Source organism: Vibrio sp. TRT 21S02 (assembly GCF_050113675.1).
GTDB lineage: Bacteria > Pseudomonadota > Gammaproteobacteria > Enterobacterales > Vibrionaceae > Vibrio.
Genome location: NZ_JBNJOI010000010.1, coordinates 41,858 through 56,626, shown reverse-complemented (window position 1 = coordinate 56,626; position 14,769 = coordinate 41,858). Strand labels below are relative to the sequence as shown.

The window sequence follows — 14,769 nt, the reverse complement described above, 5'->3', positions numbered from 1 at the left end:
GACTTGAAGTTTGGTCATTTTGAGCCATAGTTAAGTTGTAAGGCAATCTGAACCGACTCGCAGGGAGGACATCAAGGCCTTACATACAATTTGGATGGATTCGATAACTCATTTCTAGAGCCTCGTTTATTATCAGGTCGCACCTATAGACTTCCTGATTCGCAAACTCACGATTGAGTAACGAGGGATAGGGCGCACTCAGGTAGTGCGCCTTTTGTCGTTTATAGCCCCATAATACTTAGGCTTTTAAGTGATTGTTTGACTTTACGCGTGCGTAAAGCCCTTTTGGGTATATACTCACTGCTGCAATAAACGGAGAGCAACAATGACAGCTAAAGTACCTACAAATATCATTACGGGATTTCTTGGTGTTGGTAAAACGACCGCTATTTTAGATCTTCTTAAAAACAAACCTGCGCACGAAAAGTGGGCGGTCTTGGTTAACGAGTTTGGTGAAATCGGTATTGACGGTGCCATAATGAGTGAACAGGGTGCTTTTATTAAAGAAGTTCCGGGTGGATGTATGTGCTGTACTGCTGGTGTTCCCATGTCGGTTGGGATAAATGCTTTACTGCGCCAAAACCCAGATCGCTTAATTATTGAGCCGACGGGTTTAGGTCACCCAAAGCAGGTTATTGCTACACTAACGTCATCTCAATACGAACCATACGTTGATCTTAAAGCAACAGTCGCCTTGGTTGACCCTCGTAACTTAAGTGACGAAAAATACACTTCAAATCAGAACTTTAACGACCAATTGGACAGTGCGGATGTGGTTATCGGCAACAAGGTCGATTTATGTCATGCGCATGATATTGATGTATTCAACGATTGGGTGACTGATCAAAATCCACCAAAGGTCTTTCACAAACTCGTGAAGCAAGGACAATTGCTGTTAGAAATCTTAGATATCGAAAGACGCGGTGGTAGTGCGTCTACGGTAATTGAACATCATCATCACGAGCATGCTGAACTTGAACCTCAATTTCAATTAGAACCCGGAAAAGCTTTTGTTCGAAAAGAGAATAAAGGGCAAGGTTATTTTAGCTGTGGTTGGCTATTTGGCGCTGAGCACACCTTTGATTTTGATGAACTGGTTTCTATGTTGTCTGCGCTGACGGCAGAGCGTGTAAAAGCAGTCGTTAATACGGATAAAGGGTGCTACGCGTTTAATGTAGCCAAAGGTGTTGTATCCGTAAATGAAATGAGTTTGGAAGGTTTTGAGAGCCGTTTCGAGGTCATTGACTCTCAATTACTACCATGGGCGCAGCTTGAAGGTGTTTTGTTGAAGTTAGCAAATATTGATAGATGATTGATTCACATTAAACTCTCCATTATGCAGTAATTAGAGACTGCATCGTGTGATGGTACTTTCGTTGGCTATACTGTTTAAGCAGTCCCATGGTTTGAAGGAAGACTATACCAATGACGTTGAAAGCTATCATCACACGGTTATTATTGTGTTCTTTCTATTTGCTGCCAGCACACGCTGATGAATCCCTACCGATAGTGTTTATTACTGGAGAGTGGCCACCATATACCTCTGCCCACATCGATAATGGTGGCCTAATTACCGAAATTGTTTCTGCGACGATAAATGAGATGGGCATTGACGCTAAACTCTCGTTTGTTCCTTGGGAAAGAGGGGAGAAAATGCTGAAAAATGGTGAGGCTTTCGGTTTCTTCCCTTATGCGATTACTCCTGAGCGCAAGAAAGACTTTGTTTTTTCAGAACGCTTGCTTATCAATCCTTCCGGTAAATTCTTTTACAAAACCAGTAAGCTAACAAGTGTTCCAGAGATCAAAACATGGGCGGATTTTAAGCCTTATAAGTTTGCTGTGTTAGCAGGAGATGCATCTGTAGAAGTGATGTCCCAGATAGGTATCGAAATGGAACGAGTCATTAGTGATGATCTGAATGTTCATCGGCTATACAAAGAGCGTGTCGATTTTGTGCAGATGGATCCTGTTTTAGGTTGGTACTTGATTGAACAATTATATCCGGGAGAAACGCATCTCTTTTCAACCTTGGATATTACATTTCAAGAACTGATCGGCGAAAGTGGCAACCCGGACTGGGATTCCTATTTGATGGTGTCGCCAGATTATCCAAATGCTAGTGAATTGCTCAAGAGCTTTAATGAGAGCTTGGAGAGAATTAAAGCAAATGGTGAGTATGACGAGATTTTAACTCGGTATGCGCTCAATTAAATGTGTAATGGTTGTGGGAAACTCAATAGAAGCTGTTCAGGGATGGAATCATCCCTGAACAAAAATCGCTTAGCGTTTATTTTTCAGATAACGTTTACGACGCTCTTCTTTTCGCTTCGCTTTTTCTTCGGCTTTTTTGGTTGCTTCAATTTCAACTTCAATCAGCTCTTGTGTGATCATCTCAGGAAGTTCTAAGGTCACTTGACCAAGCGTGCCACCTCGAAGTTCGTGCAATAGAATTTCAGAGCATTTATGTAAATCAACACGGCCGCCAGCACGTAGAGCTCCACGACGGCGTCCAATTTCTTCCATTAGCTCAATGTCACTCTCTGGTAACTCTTCGATCTGATAGCGCTCTTTCAAACGTTCGGGGTAGGCTTTTGCAAGGTATTCAACCGTGTAAAAGGCCACTTCATCATATTCCATGGCGGTATCTTTAACGGCTCCTGTTGCTGCAAGGCGGAAACCGCTATGTGGGTTCTCAACCTTAGGCCACAAAATCCCCGGAGTATCAGATAAAACGATGCCATTTTGTAGATTAATACGTTGTTGACGGCGGGTGACAGCAGGTTGGTTACCCGTTTGAGCGATGGTGCGGCCAGCAAGCGTATTAATAATGGTTGATTTCCCTACGTTTGGGATCCCCATAATCATAGTGCGAATGTTTTTGCCAATTTCTTCGCGGTGAGGTGCCAGCTTACGGCAAAGCTCAAGGATTTTGTTCACTTCTTGTGGGTTAGAAGTGGTGATCGCCATTGCTTTAACATTCTTTTCTTTTTCAAAGTGATCAATCCAAAGCTGAGTTAATTCTGGGTCGGCTAGATCTCGCTTGTTCAGTACTTTTACTACCGGTTTTTCGCCACGGATTTGTGAGATCATCGGGTTTTCACTACTGAAAGGGATTCGAGCATCCAACACTTCGATGATGACATCGACCTGAGGAATCGCTTCTTCGATTTCTTTGCGGGCTTTGTGCATGTGACCCGGAAACCATTGGATTGACATAAGAATGACCTTAAAAAATAAAGTTTGCGCACATTGTAAGGGGAATTCTCACCCTGTAAAGGGGCGCTATCCAATCCTTATACACCTTGTTTGGTAAGGGCTTGTCTATATCATCGCTTTTTTCGATAGAAATTAATCGTAATTACCCATTTTAATCGAGTTTATTCATAGAGCTATACTGCGTTTGGGCAGAAAAGAGCTTTTGTCATGCATTGGAGAGCAACTATGCGTATGTCAAAAAGCTTCTTAATTATTTCAATGGGTCTGGCGTTTAGCGTTCAGGCACAAACTCTTACCAGAGACAATGGTGCACCAGTTGGTGATAACCAAAATTCACTGACGGCAGGGCCTAATGGTAGTGTCCTGTTGCAAGATGTTCAGTTGATCCAAAAACTGCAACGTTTTGCTCGTGAGCGTATTCCTGAACGTGTGGTTCATGCAAGAGGAACAGGCGCATACGGGGAATTCGTATCGAGTGGTGATTTTAGTGATCTAACCATTGCCGATCCTTTTAGCGAGAAAGGCAAAGTAACGCCTGTTTTCGTGCGCTTTTCCACGGTTATCCACTCAAAAGGTTCACCAGAAACCTTACGTGATCCCCGCGGGTTTGCTACCAAGTTTTATACTGAACAAGGCAACTGGGACTTAGTGGGAAATAATCTACCCGTATTCTTTATTCGGGATTCGATTAAATTTCCTGATATGGTTCATTCATTGAAACCGTCACCCATTACCAACGTACAAGATCCTAATCGATTTTTTGACTTCTTTAGTCATGAACCGGGTTCGACTCATATGTTGAGCTGGGTTTACTCCAACCGAGGCACGCCGAAGAGCTACCGAACTATGGATGGTTTTGGTGTTCATGCGTACAAATGGATAAACCAACAGGGCGATGTTAAATACGTTAAGTTTCAATGGAAGAGCCAACAAGGGATAGAGAGTTTAGGACCTGATGATCTCGCGAAAGTACAAGGTATGGATTTTAATCACTTAACTAATGACCTGTATAGCGAGATTGGTAAAGGAAACAACCCTAAGTGGGACCTATACGTTAAGGTGTTGACACCAACGCAGCTTAGCGAACTGGATTACAACGGTCTTGATGCGACCAAAGTGTGGCTGAATATTCCGGATCAAAAAGTTGGAACCATGATTCTTAATCGGGTACCAAAGAACTTTTTTCAGGAAACAGAACAATCGGCATTCGCGCCTTCTAATTTAATTCCGGGAATTGAGCCTTCGGAAGACCGTTTGTTACAAGGTCGTTTATTTGCTTATGCTGATACGCAGCTCTACCGCGTTGGAGCAAACTTATTCCAACTACCCGTAAACAAACCAAAAGTGATAGTGAGTAACCATAACCAAGATGGCGCCGGAAATGGTAGTTTGACGGACTCAGACGTGAACTATGAACCTAGTCGTATTTTGCCGCTGAAGGAAGATGACAGTGCAAGAGCGGTGGAAACGGCACTAGTTGGAACTGTGCAACAGAAAGCAATCTCGAACCCGCGTAATTTCTACCAAGCTGGGGAGTTTTACCGTGGGCTAAGTAAGCAAGATCAGAAAGATCTCATCGTCAATCTGGCCGGAGATTTAGGAAAAGTTCAGGATGATGAAACAAAACACATCATGTTGAGTTACTTCTATCGAGCTGATAAGGACTACGGAAGTAAGCTAACTAAAGCTGTTAACGGTAATTTAAGCCGTGTAGAGAAACTAGCAGAAATGTAATCGGTTTGGCCCATGAGGTAAACAATCCGCTCTTTTCTGCCCGGAATCTAGAGGATGCCTCATGGGCCTTTTATATCAGATAGTTGACTGGAGGCTCATTATGAAACGTCTGTGGCGTAGTGTATTCATGGTCATATTATTGACTGGAGGAGTAAACCAAACCGTATTTGGCAGCCCCTCTGAAAAAGAAGATGCCCAACAAATCTCTGCTTACTTTTTCGCTGCTGCGCGGATAGGAGAAGTCGATGTTCTGGAGCAGTTCATTAATGCGGGATTCCCAATCAACTTACGTAATCTTGAAAGTTATACCGCATTGATGATCGCAGCATACAACGGCCAATCCAAAGCGGTGGAGTTATTGATTCAAAATGGTGCTGATGTATGTGCTCGTGACAAACGTGGTAACACCGCACTGATGGGGGCATTAATTAAAGGTGAGCTATCAATTGCTAAAAACCTTTATCAACAAACCTGTTCTGACCGACCCAATAAAGCGGGGTTGACGTTATCTGAGTTTGCCAAAATGTACGGGCAGGCTGATACCTTAAAAGGTTTTGCGAACAAAGATAAGTGATAACGACTTTCAAAACGATCATCGATATAAGATAATAATTCTCATTATAAAATAGTTTTTGTAAGTTTCATGAAGCTTTTTCCGTGGCCTGATAACTTGGTTTCCCGCTACCTAAGCGTGGATTACAGCCCTGATTTTATATCGCATATAGAGTTGCAAGGTATCTATTTACCAAGTGATTTTGGTAAAGCGGTACTTAAGCGCCGTTGTGAATTCTTAGCAGGACGAGCGTGTGCAAACCAAGCATTAACCTATTTAGGTCTTGAAGCTGCCGACAGTATTGGTATTGGTATTGGTCGCGGGAATGACCCCGTTTGGCCTGAAGATATTGTAGGGTCTATTTCCCATTGCGTGGGGCATGCTGTCGCATCCGTTGCTCACCGCAGTGAAGATGTCGCTGGGGTAGGGGTAGATATCGAGAAAGTGATGTCTCGCGAGTGGGCGAATCAACTTTCATCACAAATTATCTCGCTCAACGAACGGTATTTCGCTGCTTATTTTAGAGATTTTTGTCAGTTTCTAACGTTAATCTTTTCGGCAAAAGAGGCGATCTATAAAGCGATTTTCCCTACCGTTCAGCAGATTTTAGATTTTGATTCAGTCGTTCTTGAGCAGATTGATTGTGCTAAACAAGAACTGACTTTTGCAACAACGCCTGTTCTCGATGAATATTTGAATAATGAGATGAATATTAAAGTCCGTTATTCAATGATGGATGATGCACATTACATCACATGGTGTGTGATTGGCGAAAGTCACCTGAAACAATGACTAATTGGACGAACTGTTATTTCCTCGAGCCTGCTTAACCAGTTTGCTGACTTCACTTCTACAGTGGACATTAAGTTTACGGTATACCTTGTAAATATGTGTTTTAACGGTGTTTTCTGATAGGTATAGCAACTTTGCGATCTCTTTGTTTGAGCTTCCCTGAACCACTAAATCGAGGACTTGCCGCTCTCTTTCGGTCAGTTGATCAAAGCTGCAATCGCGTATGTTACTCGGATCTCGATAAAGCATGATCAATTCTTCCAGATACCGTCGTGGTATCCACATGCCACCTTGCAAAATACATTTCACCCCATCAATTAAGTGTTGCGCGCACGCAGTTTGTAGGATCATCCCTCTTAATGTGCGCCAGCGGACAAAAGGGTGGTTAAGCCCCAATTCTGGAATGTTGTAAACCAATATATCAAGATTAAGTAGGTCAAAATCAGGCAGTATGTCGAGATCCTCAAGGTAGGTGAGGTAATGAAAATCGAGAATCACCAAGTCCATCGTCAATCGACTGCAAAGGTGATTGAACTTATCTGGATGCACGGCGGTAGTCGTAACGTCGCTTAAACATAAAAGCTGTTGTTCGATTAAGTTACTTTGCAAATTGTTGTCCGACAGAATGACGAGCGTTGTTGGAGCCATAATAGCCTTTCCGTATGCATAGCCAATAAAACGTTGTATTTAGATACGTTATGAATAACGCTCTATTAATTGAAGTATAAGTTAAACTCTTGAAAGCGTTTTAAAAATGGTAAATAGGTTCTAGAGATAACCATTTTTGAGTAGTCGTCAGGTTTAGATTTATTAATTAGTAATAAACGTTTTGCTAATAAAACAAGGCTTGATTGGTCTTTTTTTCCCCAGTTAGTCTGATCGGTTTCCCCCTTTTGCTGTTGCGCAACAAAGAGTATTAGACCTGCTCGATTTGGGTGATAGAAATCTAATGCTAATTCCATGGGTTTTTTCATGCTTTTCTAATAAATCGACAATAAGCCTATGAAATTTAGTAACTAAATATCTTAGTTAACCTTCGTATTATCTCATTCTATGAGTTGCGTAAAATGCCGTCTCATTTATGAGAATTTTTGTGGCGCATAGATTCCTATAATCACTTTGCTTTCGGGCATATCGAAAGGACAAAACCTTCAAAACACGATGGAGTGAATATTATGAATCTACAAAAAACAGGCTTGGCAGTAGCAGTGTCCGCTCTTCTATTCAGCGGTGCCGTGTTAGCAAATAATTCTAATGATTCCTTTGGTAGTGATGATGTAGCCAGTCACAATGATGTATTAAGTAACAACGCAGTCGCTAGTAACAACAACACGCATAACCATACCAACACCAATACGACCATCGGTAATGGTGATGACGGTAACAGTTATAACGAGAACGGAAACGATGGAAACACCACGACAATTGGTGGTGGTGATGATGGTAATAGCTTTAGCTATAACGAAAATGGTGACGATGGTAACAATTCATGGTCAGACAGTTTGAATACGACAACTACGACAACCAATACATCAATTTCTTTAGAAAGCGATATGGTAGTCGCAGATGCCGATCTTAACGGTAGTATTTCAAACGTTTCGGCAACGAATACCCAGCTTGCGTTGTTAGGCTATCAGCGTGTCTCAAGTGCTAACTCACTAGACGGATTCTCTGGTACAGCAGGTATTACAACGGTTGGTCAAAATGCTGGGGCCAATTCTATGGTGCAACAAGCCGTAACCACTAACGCCTCTGTGTTTACCAAGTAAGTAGAGGGATTCGCCATGCGTTTAGCACTGTTCGTCTTGGGATTACTCATTCCAACATTTGTGTATGCTGATGATCTAGTGCTGACTGACTTTGAGCTGTCTGAAACAGAACTGGACAGCTCTCGTGGTGGTCAGTATTACATTGACCTCGACAGCATCGCGGCAACCTCAACCGTGGAAGGAATTAGTTCAGGTAACGTAGCCGAGCATGTGGTTACAGGAAACAATACCATTGCTGCTGGTGCGTTAGCAGCAAGTTCAGGGATCACGAACGTTATCCAGAACAGTGGTAACAATGTGCTGATTCAAAATTCCACCGTTGTTAATTTAACACTTAAGTAAAATGAAACTCCGGCAATTTTTCATTTCGTTTGTTTTACTCACACCTTGCTATGCGGCCGCCTTAAATTGGTTGCCTGAAAGAGGAAGTTTTCAGGTGCCTGTTAGAAGCTATAAAGAAATACAGTTTGGTGATGTGATTCGCCAACAGTATGACTTCAGTTGTGGCTCTGCAGCATTAGCATCACTGCTGACCTATCATTATCGAACCCCCAAAGATGAAGCCGATATATTTAAAGCGATGTTCGCAAACGGCAATCGGGAACTTATTGAAAAACAGGGCTTTTCGTTACTTGATATGAAGCGGTATTTGATGAGTCAAGGATTTGAGTCAGAAGGGTATAAACTGACGTTGGAGAAGATAGAGTCGATTGGATTACCGGTCATTACTCTGGTTGATTTTGATGGTTACCGTCACTTTGTTGTAGTGAAAGGTATCAATCAAAGTGACGTGATATTAGGTGACCCTTCTCGAGGGACAATAGTGATGAGCAAGACCAAGTTTGTTCAGTTTTATCAGGGCATTGTATTGCTAGTTCGCAATCATGCAGAGGTAGGAAAAGAAACCTTCATTGATGTGGCCCAGTATAGACTTTACAACCGAGCACCATTGGATAGCTCACTGCCTCGAGACTCGATCGGCCAATTCACTATCACTTTGCCGGAGTCAGGAGAATATTAACCTATGTCTAACTTCATTAGGGTGCTTCTGATTGCCTTAGCTTCATTGTCGGTAGCAGGCTATGTTCAAGCAAAAGTGAGCTCCCTGCTCACGCTGAATCCGCTGACTGATGTTGAATTGATGGAATATCGTGGCGGTTTTGGTGTTGCGAATGATTATGTCGTTAATATTGGGTTGAGTGTTGTTACCTCTATTAACGGAAATACAATTTTTAATTCGCACATTGCTGATCTGGTAATTCGTAATGGGCAGATCATTTCTTCAGGGATAGCAGACAGTGGCGTAAATGTCGTGCAGGTTGGCGAGAATAATCAGGTGGTTCCAACCGAATCGACAGAAAATAGCTTGCCCGTGGTCGAGAGTGAAACTACCCAGCCATCGAATATAGAGCCAATTGATAGCACACCTGTTGTGAGTCACCTAGCTGTAAATCAGGGGGCTACATTGTTGAGTCATGTGGTTCAGAATACGCAAAATGATAGCGTGATTGGGCTCAATACTGTGGTAGATATTGATTCACAGGTGAGTGGTGCACTCCGAGATTTGAGAGCGAACCTTCGCTTACAAGAAGCGCTGCAAATGCAATTGTACTGAGAGAAACATAACTCAAAGCAATTCAAAATCCCCCAATGACAAGGGGGATTTTTCTGCGTGGATAAAAAGGGTATTAAAAGGTGAACGGAACACGCATGGTCAATTGGAAATCAGGAGAGTCTTCAGTGAGGCCTGCTTGAGCACTGACGTTGATAGAAGTTTGATCAGAAAAGGCGTAGTTCATCCCTATACTGATGGTATCCAATTGAAGCAATTTTGCATCATCGCTTTCTTCACCATTCACTTTACTTTTTAAGATGGTCTTGTGGTTTAAGCCAAACGACAAAGACAGATCGGGGTTCACGGCAAAACCTAACCCAGCAGCTAATGATAGGGTATCTCCGATATCGACTTTAACGTTTTCACCCCCGACACTGACATCATCTTCAATGTTGTAGATGTACCCAAGGTTCATAAACAGCACGGCGGGGTCGGTAGGGTAGATCATGGTGACGCTCGGCTCTACACTCCATAACCCCGACCCAGTTGGAACTTCGGTGAATGTATTGGTTATTGTGTCGATATCAACCTCATAGGGAGAACGCCCGGTATCACTTTTTATTTTCACACCTGCGATCCAATATGGTGTGCTTTGGAAGTTAATCTGGTGGCGAATTGCAAATTCAATATCGCCTAATCCACCTCCATCAAGTGTTGTATTGATCGTATTTTCAGCTGCACCATCCTGAATTGGCCTTGTCGATATTTGGTCATTTCTGTATACGAAAGGGAGCCGAAGTTCCAGTTCCGTACTTTCAGTTAAACCATAACGTGCAGTTAAGCCTGCTGTTATGGTGGTTCGGTCAGAATCACTGACTTCAATTCGGCCGACGATGAGTGTCGGTAGGATGGTGTAGCCAACAACAGAAACCTTGTTCGATGAGTTTTGGGTGTAACTCAAAGAAGTTTCGACGTTAAATCGCCCCTTTGGTGTTAAGACACCAGATTGGGTGATGACGTCTGCCACTGTTTGTGCACGATTATCGCGATTCTCAATGGTATCGTTGGCCATTGAAAAGGCAGAAATGCAAGCGATCGCGAGTGTAGAAAGTCTAGTTATTTGTTTCGTCATAGGTCTGTCCATTATAATTATCAGAACTGTCAATTATTAGATAGAAGACGAACAATTGACTCGCTATAAACGAAAGTTTGGACTCGCGATATGTCCTTAGCTATGTCAAGGTTTATTAGGTTTGTCTTAAATTTGGTATTAATAAAAGCTTAAAACTGAAGTTAGTGCAGCTTCAATAAGAAGGAAAGGGCTCCAGCGGAGCCCTTTGTGTTGTTAGAATTGATAATCAGCCACAAGGCCGAAGGTACGAGGTCCGCCCATTTCGATAAGATCATTCTTATGACGAAGAACGTAATCTTCATCTGTTGCATTCTTAATGTAAGCTCGAATGGTGAGATCATCCATGGCATAACCTGCATTAAGATTTAATATGGTGTAGTCACCTGCTGATGTACTTCGGGTATTGGCGAGATCTGTAAAGTAATCCGTTACGTGATTAACACGAGCACCAAAGAAAATGCCCGAATCTAGCTGCTGGGTAAAACCAAGACCTGCCGACACTTCAGGTGCATAGCTGAACTCATTCCCATTTAAGTTTTCAACGGTACCGCTTGGCCCTTCGGTGATTTCAGTTTTTAACAAGCCTACAAATGCGAATACGTCCAAACCTGAGTCAAACCAGTAATTAGTTTCAACTTCAGTACCGTATGTTTTTCCTTTAGGGATGTTTGCGATGTAATTGTCGAAACGATTTCCACTGTCACCAAACACGACCGTTTGATAGTTTTCATAGTCGTTGTAGAAGACATTTGCAGTTAAACCAAGTCTATTTTCAAGGAAAGTTGAACGGGAACTTAGCTCATAAGTCCAGACTTCTTCCTGATCAAATACAAACACTTGTTGTTGGTACTCGTTGTACCCAAGTCCGCCAGCGTTGTATCCTTTACGAGCAGTAAGTCCAAGCATTGAATTGTCTGATACATTTAGAGTCACACCGACTTTTGGCAGCAAAATACCGTTACTTTCATCGGCATTGAAATCGAGTGGGAACCTTGCGTGGTCAAAATCACGCTTCAGCTCATCTTTTTCGTAACGAGCGCCAAGTAGCAAGCCCCAACGGTTGTTGAGCTGGACTTTTGAATCGAAGTAAATTGAGTTGGTCAGAACTTTATCTTTACGCTTCATCGAGTCTGTTTGCGTATCCTGATCTTTGTAAAAACTACTTACCCCGACAATGGCATTGTATTTGTCATCTAACGAGTTATAAGACAGCTTCGCTTCTGCGGTGTGGTTTTTTTCATCAACATCACCCCACCACTCCGTACGTGGATAAGCTTTGAATTTCGTATTGTAGTCTCGGCGCGCAAGCAATACATCAAGGGTCAATTCATCATTGATCAAGTAATTTACGTCAAAATTTGCATTCCAACTTTCAGTGGTTTGACGTCGAGTACCGTTTTCATCGATATATTCAAACTTGCCTTTTTCAGAAACCAGATTTGTATATTGACCTTCTTCATTACGGCTAGCCAATGTCAGTTTAAGCGTAAGCTTATCGTTAGACATCGGTTTGAATAACAGCTTACCTCTCACATTATGAGATTCAACTTCAGAAGGGTCCCATGGATATTGGTCATTATCGGGCAGCGAGTAATCAATTGGTGTATTACCTTTTGTGCCCTCAGCGGCTAATCGAAATGCGAGCTTTTCAGACACGATTGGGGCAGAAACAACACCCGCTAAATGATATTTGCCATCTTCGTTTTCATAGCCACCACGAACTTTACTTTCAAAGTGGAACGTTGGATCTTTGGTTTTGATGACCACCGCGCCGCCAATACTATTTCGGCCTTGGTTGGTTGATTGAGGGCCTTTATAAATCTCTACTTGTTCTGTATCCCACAATCCGGCTTTACCAAAGGCTTCACCAGTCCATGATTCTGACACGCCATCAACGGTTGTATTCACCCTTGGCGTCGCTCCCGTCATGAAGGAAAGGAAGCCTTCACCAGCTCCACGACCATCGACACCTCGAATATGTGGAATACCAGATGGGGCATTCAGTACATTCGGGACGCGATCGAGTAGATCGTAGTATGTTTGATCTTCGCCATTGTCTGCTTCATCAGTAAAAACGGTGACTGAGCTTGTGTTCTCAGCAAGTGTGCCACCGAGTTTCTCACCAAGTACCACAATGGTTTCTTGTCCTTTCTTCGTGTTGCTGTTGTCCACTTGCTCTGCTGAAAGAGTGGTGCTGGCTCCAAGGCAAATTACACCAATGAGCATGGCAAGTTTAGTTTTGCCAGTATTAGTGATGGTGATGCCACTGTTTAAATCCATGGGCTTCATGACCTGAGTATTCCTTAATAAAAAAAAGAAGAAAACATTTGATGTTGTAACAACATTTATGTAAAAAAGTGTTGCGGTAATAATACTAATGATAATTATTATTATTTACAACAATAATGATATAAGTTTGTGCTACCTCATTACTAGAAGATATGCATGAAGTTTCGACGTACAAGTTGGATTTGTGATGGATATAAAGGCTTATCGAACAATAGAAAATAAGAATATCAATAGTGTTTTAAGTGGTTTGCTTGAAGCTAATGAAGAAGTAGGAGCTCCATGTTGGTGGGACGAGGTTCAGACAAAAGGAACACCTTTTATCCTTTCCCAAGATAATACAAGCGCTGAGCTGCTATTTCTTTGGCGAAACACGGATGACAGTGTTGAAGAAATATACATTGATATCAACGGTATTACTGATCATCACAGCTTTGATATGGAAAGGCTTACCCATGTTAAAGGAACGGATGTTTGGTTTTATAAGACTAGGGTAAACAGCACGTGGCGGGGGAGCTACGCGTTTATTCCAGTAACACATGAACGCGTCCAACCAGCGTACCAAGGAACATACCAAGAGAAACGCACCAAGCATCGGGAGTGGTTGAGAACCATTTTTCCTCTTAGTGTTCGCGATGATTTAAGTAAAAACAATTTGTCAGCCTGCGAATGGGGACGTTCGAAAACGCCGCTATCTATGCCAAAGGCAGTATCGCAAAGTGCTTGGTCAAGGTTCGATACAAAAAATGGCGATGTTCAGGCACGAGCGAACATGCAGCTGACTTGGACGAGCCAGTGTTTAGGTAATGAGCGCCATGTTTGGTTGTATTCGACAGCCAGCGCTGAACAAATCGCTGAGCTGCCATTGATTTTGATCTTAGATGGTCAATTTTGGTCGCAATCCATGCCTTTGTTTAGTGCACTGACCGATGCGACGAGCAGCGGTCAAGTTCCACCTGCCTTGTATGTCTTCATTGATGAAATCAACGGAGCGCTGCGTAGCGAAGAGCTCAGTTGCAACCCTTTGTTTTGGCAGGCTATCACTCGAGAACTACTGCCGTTGGTTGGTCGTTATTTCCCAATTACTAATGACGCAAATCGTACGGCTGTTGTTGGGCAAAGCCTTGGTGGTTTAAGTGCGATGTATGCCGGATTGAACCATCCGGATCGTTTTGGTGCGGTTGTTTGTCAATCGGGTTCATTTTGGTGGCCTGATTTTTCGTTAGTGAAGCCACCTAGTGAATATTCTCCCTTCCAAACAGGCGAACCTTTAACTCAAATGAGTCAATTAGTTCATTCTGGCCTTGGTTCTAACGTAAAGCTAAGTGTGTTTATAGAGGTTGGATTAGGAGAGGACGTCATGGTGGACTTGAGCCAAGACCTATACCAGCAACTTAAGCAACAAAACCATCGGTTATCGTTTCGCACCTTTGATGGTGGGCATGAACGCCTGTGTTGGCGCGGAGGCCTCATTGATGGGTTGTCGTATGTTTTTAATTTTGAATCCTGATTTTTCTATTATTGGAGTTAACTATGTCTGAGAAATACATTAATCCTTTTGACGAACCTGAAAACCAGTTCTTTGTGCTGATTAATCACAACAATCAATATAGCTTATGGCCTGAATTCAAAGGGATCCCTTCTGGCTGGAAAAGCACATTTGGTCCGTCATTAAAGCAAGACTGCATTGATTATATCGAAGCGAATTGGCATGACATTCGTGTGTAAAAAA

General features: G+C 42.6%; 16 protein-coding genes. 11 read left to right on the top strand and 5 right to left on the bottom strand.

What is annotated here, in order from left to right; translation table 11 throughout:
* The first annotated feature begins 325 nt into the window (after positions 1–325).
* Both ACQEXU_RS14085 and ACQEXU_RS14080 read left to right on the top strand, forming a co-directional pair.
* The gene (locus tag ACQEXU_RS14085) at positions 326–1,312 is read left to right on the top strand and encodes a CobW family GTP-binding protein (RefSeq protein ID WP_427011298.1); all 987 of its coding nucleotides are present in this window, start codon (positions 326–328) and stop codon (positions 1,310–1,312) included.
* 113 nt (positions 1,313–1,425) lie between these two features.
* Positions 1,426–2,211 (top strand): substrate-binding periplasmic protein, encoded by a 786-nt coding sequence (locus ACQEXU_RS14080; RefSeq protein ID WP_427011297.1) that lies wholly within the window; start codon positions 1,426–1,428, stop codon positions 2,209–2,211.
* 69 nt (positions 2,212–2,280) lie between these two features.
* Here the strand turns inward: ACQEXU_RS14080 and ylqF are convergent, their stop codons facing one another.
* Entirely contained in the window at positions 2,281–3,216 is a 936-nt protein-coding gene (gene ylqF / locus ACQEXU_RS14075) for a ribosome biogenesis GTPase YlqF (RefSeq protein WP_427011296.1), read from the bottom strand.
* Between the two features lie 225 nt (positions 3,217–3,441).
* Between ylqF and ACQEXU_RS14070 the strand changes: the two genes are divergently transcribed.
* From ACQEXU_RS14070 to ACQEXU_RS14060, 3 genes are all read left to right on the top strand, one after another.
* The gene (locus tag ACQEXU_RS14070; RefSeq protein WP_427011295.1) at positions 3,442–4,950 is read left to right on the top strand and encodes a catalase; all 1,509 of its coding nucleotides are present in this window, start codon (positions 3,442–3,444) and stop codon (positions 4,948–4,950) included.
* Positions 4,951–5,050: 100 nt separating this feature from the next.
* A complete protein-coding gene (locus ACQEXU_RS14065; protein ID WP_427011294.1) occupies positions 5,051–5,524 on the top strand; it encodes an ankyrin repeat domain-containing protein in 474 nt (157 codons plus the stop codon).
* 69 nt (positions 5,525–5,593) lie between these two features.
* Positions 5,594–6,295 (top strand): 4'-phosphopantetheinyl transferase family protein, encoded by a 702-nt coding sequence (locus tag ACQEXU_RS14060; protein WP_427011293.1) that lies wholly within the window; start codon positions 5,594–5,596, stop codon positions 6,293–6,295.
* On the opposite strand, the gene ACQEXU_RS14055 is transcribed toward ACQEXU_RS14060, so the two are convergent.
* Both ACQEXU_RS14055 and ACQEXU_RS14050 read right to left on the bottom strand, forming a co-directional pair.
* Complete coding sequence (locus tag ACQEXU_RS14055) at positions 6,296–6,943, bottom strand: LuxR C-terminal-related transcriptional regulator (RefSeq protein ID WP_427011292.1); 648 nt, start codon at positions 6,941–6,943, stop codon at positions 6,296–6,298.
* Between the two features lie 65 nt (positions 6,944–7,008).
* Positions 7,009–7,257, bottom strand: a complete 249-nt coding sequence (locus tag ACQEXU_RS14050) for a hypothetical protein (protein WP_427011291.1) — start codon at positions 7,255–7,257, stop codon at positions 7,009–7,011.
* A gap of 213 nt (positions 7,258–7,470) precedes the next feature.
* Here ACQEXU_RS14050 and ACQEXU_RS14045 point away from each other — a divergent pair, with 213 nt between their 5' ends.
* From ACQEXU_RS14045 to ACQEXU_RS14030, 4 genes are read left to right on the top strand one after another with little or no spacing between them, the layout of a single operon-like run.
* Positions 7,471–8,064 (top strand): hypothetical protein, encoded by a 594-nt coding sequence (locus ACQEXU_RS14045; RefSeq protein ID WP_367989995.1) that lies wholly within the window; start codon positions 7,471–7,473, stop codon positions 8,062–8,064.
* Positions 8,065–8,079: 15 nt separating this feature from the next.
* Positions 8,080–8,406, top strand: coding sequence for a carbon storage regulator (locus ACQEXU_RS14040; protein ID WP_427011290.1), 327 nt, complete (start codon positions 8,080–8,082; stop codon positions 8,404–8,406).
* 1 nt (position 8,407) lies between these two features.
* Positions 8,408–9,085, top strand: a complete 678-nt coding sequence (locus ACQEXU_RS14035; protein WP_427011289.1) for a C39 family peptidase — start codon at positions 8,408–8,410, stop codon at positions 9,083–9,085.
* A 3-nt stretch (positions 9,086–9,088) separates the two neighbouring features.
* Complete coding sequence (locus ACQEXU_RS14030; protein WP_427011288.1) at positions 9,089–9,679, top strand: hypothetical protein; 591 nt, start codon at positions 9,089–9,091, stop codon at positions 9,677–9,679.
* A gap of 73 nt (positions 9,680–9,752) precedes the next feature.
* On the opposite strand, the gene ACQEXU_RS14025 is transcribed toward ACQEXU_RS14030, so the two are convergent.
* Both ACQEXU_RS14025 and ACQEXU_RS14020 read right to left on the bottom strand, forming a co-directional pair.
* Positions 9,753–10,691, bottom strand: a complete 939-nt coding sequence (locus ACQEXU_RS14025; RefSeq protein WP_427011388.1) for a transporter — start codon at positions 10,689–10,691, stop codon at positions 9,753–9,755.
* A 273-nt stretch (positions 10,692–10,964) separates the two neighbouring features.
* Entirely contained in the window at positions 10,965–13,040 is a 2,076-nt protein-coding gene (locus ACQEXU_RS14020; protein WP_427011287.1) for a TonB-dependent receptor, read from the bottom strand.
* A 187-nt stretch (positions 13,041–13,227) separates the two neighbouring features.
* Here ACQEXU_RS14020 and fes point away from each other — a divergent pair, with 187 nt between their 5' ends.
* Together fes and ACQEXU_RS14010 are read left to right on the top strand one after the other, a co-directional pair.
* Positions 13,228–14,547, top strand: coding sequence for an enterochelin esterase (gene fes / locus ACQEXU_RS14015; protein WP_427011286.1), 1,320 nt, complete (start codon positions 13,228–13,230; stop codon positions 14,545–14,547).
* 23 nt (positions 14,548–14,570) lie between these two features.
* Entirely contained in the window at positions 14,571–14,765 is a 195-nt protein-coding gene (locus ACQEXU_RS14010) for an MbtH family protein (protein ID WP_334224893.1), read from the top strand.
* Positions 14,766–14,769: the final 4 nt, after the last annotated feature.